We start from the raw sequence: 4,869 nt of genomic DNA, 5'->3' as shown, positions 1-4,869 counted from the left end.
GGTAGTCGAAAGTGTGCTGATCCTGGGCTGACGCTGAAGGAACCTCCCCGATTATTCAACGTTGTCAAATATATGGCGATAAGTGGAGGAAACTAGACATGACTGAGCCTACTGGAACACCTCCGACATCTCCCGCTACTAAACAGGACACGACGAAGTCCGTCCAGGGCAGTACCGGATCGGCCACTGGTGCAACGACCGACACCAGTCAGCCGGCGGCGGCACAGGCTACTGGAACTGACCAGTCGGCTGCTGAAAAGTCCCTCGACACGAAGGAACCGTCTGCTGAGAAGATCCTCGAGACAAACCCGTCGGCTACAGCATCGACTGCTCCAAAGCTGACCAGTGGCAGTCAGATCGAAACTGCAACCACCCTTCCGGGAGCAACGGGATTGAGCCAGAGGGGCGTGGGCGGGGTTGTCGAGCCTAGTTTGCCCCAAAGCAACGGTGATAGCAGTTTCGGTCAGTCAACGAGCAGCAACACGATCATAATAGGCTCAGATACTAGCAGCGAGCAGCAGGATCGCCGTGAGCAGTCCGAGAGCTTGGCGGACACCCCCTCGCAGTACAGCAGGGATGTTGGCCGCAAGGCATCAGAGGTCTACGAGCAAGGACGTCAAGCCGCTGGCCAAGTGTGGGATACCGCCCAGCGTGCGGCCAATCAAGTTCGTCGGCAGGGCAGCCAGGGACTTTCCTCGGTTCAGCCTATGCTGCGGGAGACCCCCGCAGCCGGCCTCATGGTCGGGGCTGCCGTTGGCGTCCTGGTCGGTTACCTTATCGGTCACGCAACCGCTTCCGCCCGTACCACCCGCACCCGGCGGTACAGTGATCGTGATGAGTTTAGTAACTCCGGAAGCTATCCCAGCAGCTATGGCGGCTCGTACAGCAGTTCGAGCCGCTACCCGGATGGGGATCGCAATACCGACATGCACCTCTATGCCGACCGCGTTCGTTACAGTGACGGGAATTGATGAAGGGTTTCTCTGGAGTAGGCTTGAAGGAGCCTTTCCTCCGACCAAGATCCAGAGGGTCGGAACCAGATGAACTCAGCGATGGCAGACGCCCGATCTCGACGGAACGAGCCGGAGCGGAGTAACTCGCAACGCCGACCCGGCAGCGGGAGGTGGTCGGAGCGGCTATCCTGGGATCGAGAACCATGGATGGTCCAGTCGCCACTCCCCGCTGCTACTCCACTGGGATTGCGGGACCCTGTTCCTGGTCGTCCAGGTTCATAGGGCGGCCAGCAATAACACCTGGAAGGCGTCTATGCTCAAGGGGCAAGCCGTCAAACGGCTCGGCAAGAAGGCGAAGAAGAGCTTTCGCGGATACCCTGTGGCGACCATTGCCTTCTATGGGCCAGACAGCAAGAAGGCGACCAAAGTGGCGGTCGCCATCGTCCTGGCGGCCGAGCAGGAACCTGCTGAACTGCGGCGGTGGTTGTCCGACGACCGTGATGTGCGGACTGATGCGGAAATTGCTACCGAGATCCTGACGTTCATCGACAGAGCCGGCGTCAAGACTGTCGCCATGACTGACCAGATCATCGGCTGCCCACATGAGGAAGGTATCGATTATGAGGGCGAGACCTGCCCGCAATGTCCATACTGGGCCGGGCGGGACCGGTGGACGGGTGAAATGCTTCACTGAACACCATTGGAGATTACGTAAGATATGCCGCTTGATTTCCGACAACGACACTCTCCAGCAACTCCCACTGGCTTGACCGCCTTTGCCAACCCACTGCCACCGATACCGATCCTGGCCGCCTTCCACGATCAGCCTTTCCCACAGGTGTCGCCAACGTGATCTGCCTTGCTCATGATGGAGGCCAACTCGCCAATGCTTCTGATATGGGCTTGAGCCTAACCGGCCTGCCCACGAGGCTACCTACGCGGCTCATGCTCACATCTTGCTCGCGAATGGTAAAAACAAGCTGGTGGATCCGTGAGTACCGCTGACCAGAAGAGAACGAGCAAATTTCTCAGCCTCCTGCTCCGGCACCGGCCCGAGTTGATCGGAATCAGGCTCGATCACGGTGGCTGGGTCGATATTGACGATCTGCTGGACGCGATGAAACACCACGGACAGGCACTGCATCGCGAGGACCTGATGGAGATCGTCAAAGCTGATCTGAAGGGCCGCTATGCCATCGTGGGCAATCGTATTCGAGCCAACCAGGGCCATAGTGTCGAGGTTGACCTTGGTTTGGAACCGGTGCAACCGCCAGAGTACCTCTACCATGGAACTGTCGAGCAGTTCCTCCCGGCAATCCGGAACCAGGGCTTGGTGAGAGGGCGGCGGCACCATGTTCATCTGTCGGAGGACGCAGAAACAGCCACGGCTGTTGGCAGCCGACGCGGCAAAGCGGTGGTGTTGGTCATTCAGGCCGGCCACATGCACCGAGATGGTCATACATTCTACCAAAGCCACAATGGCGTTTGGTTGACCAACGATGTCGCTTCTCGATACATCGTATTTCCAGGCTGAGATCGGACTCCATGATGAACCTAGCCCGTCATCGGCCGGCCTTGATGAACGCTGTCAGGCATCATGTGAGGTGTGCCGGTCAATTTCCGGCCACAGCACTCTCCAGCAGTTCCCGGAGTTTCGACCATCTTCGCCCACCCTCTGCCGACCGGATAGCTATCCCGATGGCCTTCCGCTGACCGACCAGGACGACCAGCTTCTTGCCACGGGTGACGCCGGTGTAGATTAGGTTCCGCCGCAGCATCATGTAATGTGTCATGCCCACAGGGATCACAACGGCCGGGTACTCTGACCCCTGCGATTTATGGATCGTCGTGGAGAAGGCGAGCGACACCTCGTCAAGTTCGCCGAACTGGTACACGACCTCCCGGCCGTCGAAAATGATCGTCACCTCTTGGGCATCGGCGTCGATGGTCGAGACAAACCCCAGGTCACCGTTGAAGACCTCCTTGTCGTAGTCGTTGGCGGTCTGCATCACCTTGTCGCCCGGTCGGTAGGTCCATCCGAACCGCTCTACTTGGGGCTGCCCAGTGGCGGGGTTCAAAGCCGCCTGGAGGGCGACGTTCAGCGTCCGGGCTCCCAGTCCTCCCCGGTTCATCGGGGCCAGCACCTGAATGTCCCTGGTGGCGTCGAAGCCGAACCGCTTGGGGATGCGGTTCTGCACCACCTCGACGACCTTGCGTGCCGCGTCCTCGGAGTCGGCAGCATCGATGAAGTAAAAATCCGAGTTCTGGCCGTCCGCTGGTGGCTTGAGATCAGGCATCCGGCCGGCGTTGATCCGGTGGGCACTCGTGATGATCTGGCTCTCGGCGGCTTGCCTGAACACCTCGGTCAGCCGCACCACGGGCACCATGCCGGAGCCGATGATGTCGGCCAGCACCTGTCCGGGGCCAACCGAGGGAAGCTGGTCGACGTCACCGACCAGGATCACGGCGGAACCGTTCCGGACCGCCTTCAGGGTTGCCGCCATGATCGGCACATCGACCATGCTGGTCTCGTCCAGGACCAGCAGGTTGCAGTCCAGCAGGTTCTCCTCCGTCCGCTTGAAACCGCCACCGGCGGGATCGAACTCCAGCAGCCGGTGGATGGTCCTGGCTTCCAGGCCGGTCGCCTCGGTCATCCGCTTGGCCGCCCGACCGGTGGGGGCGGCGAGCAGAACCTCGACCCTCTTGGCAGCCAGGATCTTCAGGATGGCGTTGACCAGTGTGGTTTTACCCACCCCCGGTCCGCCGGTGATGACCACGACCTTGGACGCCAGTGCCATCCGGACCGCCGCCTGTTGGCTTTCCGCCAGCGTGACGCCAAGTTTCGCCTGCACCCACTCGATGGCCTTGTCAGCCTCGATGGTCGGCCAGGGCGGCTGGCCGTCCCGCAATGCCCGGAGCCGCTCGGCAATCGTCCGCTCGGCTTCCCACAGCTTCCTCATGAAAACGCACTGCCGCTCCCCGATGGTGTCGGCCACTACCATGCCGTCCCCGAGTTCGAGGTTGATCGCGTCCTCCAGGATCTCGTTCGAAATCTCCAGCAGTTCCTCCGCCAGCTTCAGCAACTCGTCGCGGGGCAAGCCGCAGTGACCGTCATCGACCGCGTTCAGTAGGGCATAGCTAATCCCGGCCCTGGCTCGTATCATCGCCGTCTTCGGGATACCGAGCTTCTCAGCGATCATGTCGGCGGTCTTGAAACCAATTCCCCGAATGTCACGGGCCAGCCGGTACGGGTTCTCGGTCACCAGCGGGATCGCGTCGGCCCCATAGGTCTTGTAGATCCGAACCGCCCGTGACGTGCCGACGCCATGGCTCTGGAGGAACACCATGATCTCGCGAATGGCCTTCTGGTCGCTCCAGGCCAACCGGATCTTGGATGCTCGCTTGGGACCAATACCGGCGACCTCAGTGAGCCGTTCGCCCTGCTGCTCGATGATGTCGAACACGGCCTCGCCGAACGTCTTGACCAGCTTCTTGGCATAGACCGGGCCGATGCCCTTGATCAGCCCTGAGCCCAGGTACTTCTCCATGCCCTCCAGAGATGACGGAGGAGCCGACTTCAGGAAGGCTGCCCTGAACTGCTGCCCATGCTCGCGATGGACCTCCCACTTACCCGACGCCTGGACGAACTCACCGGCCGAGATCGAGGCGGCGTGGCCCAGCACGGTCACGAGGTCGCGGTGTCCCCGAACCTGGACCCGCAGCACGCAATAGCCGTTATCAGGATTGTGGTAGGTCACCCGCTCGACCAATCCGGCCAGAGGCTCGCGATCAGGAGCGGCGGCCGGATTGTTCATGCTGGGCAGCCAGCCGGAAAGGCTCGCTGAAGCAGCGTATTCACTGGCCGTTCCATCAGGTCATAACCATCAGGCATCATGTCCCTTCTTACAGGAAGGAT

General features: G+C 60.9%; 4 protein-coding genes. 3 read left to right on the top strand and 1 reads right to left on the bottom strand.

All coding sequences use genetic code 11. The features are described 5' to 3' along the window. Positions 1 to 98 precede the first annotated feature (98 nt). From AC5JJ6_RS41620 to AC5JJ6_RS41610, 3 genes are all read left to right on the top strand, one after another. Positions 99 to 971 carry a hypothetical protein gene (locus tag AC5JJ6_RS41620; RefSeq protein ID WP_496047689.1) on the top strand — a complete coding sequence of 291 codons (873 nt, stop codon included), beginning with the start codon at positions 99 to 101 and terminating at the stop codon, positions 969 to 971. A gap of 295 nt (positions 972 to 1,266) precedes the next feature. Beyond that, positions 1,267 to 1,647 (top strand): hypothetical protein, encoded by a 381-nt coding sequence (locus tag AC5JJ6_RS41615; protein ID WP_496047688.1) that lies wholly within the window; start codon positions 1,267 to 1,269, stop codon positions 1,645 to 1,647. Positions 1,648 to 1,944: 297 nt separating this feature from the next. Then, positions 1,945 to 2,487 carry an RNA 2'-phosphotransferase gene (locus tag AC5JJ6_RS41610; RefSeq protein WP_496047687.1) on the top strand — a complete coding sequence of 181 codons (543 nt, stop codon included), beginning with the start codon at positions 1,945 to 1,947 and terminating at the stop codon, positions 2,485 to 2,487. Between the two features lie 79 nt (positions 2,488 to 2,566). Here the strand turns inward: AC5JJ6_RS41610 and recD2 are convergent, their stop codons facing one another. Next, complete coding sequence (gene recD2, locus AC5JJ6_RS41605; RefSeq protein ID WP_496047686.1) at positions 2,567 to 4,768, bottom strand: SF1B family DNA helicase RecD2; 2,202 nt, start codon at positions 4,766 to 4,768, stop codon at positions 2,567 to 2,569. Between the last annotated feature and the right edge of the window lie 101 nt (positions 4,769 to 4,869).

This window comes from Skermanella sp., assembly GCF_059503625.1.
This window is presented reverse-complemented; position numbering and strand designations above follow the sequence as displayed.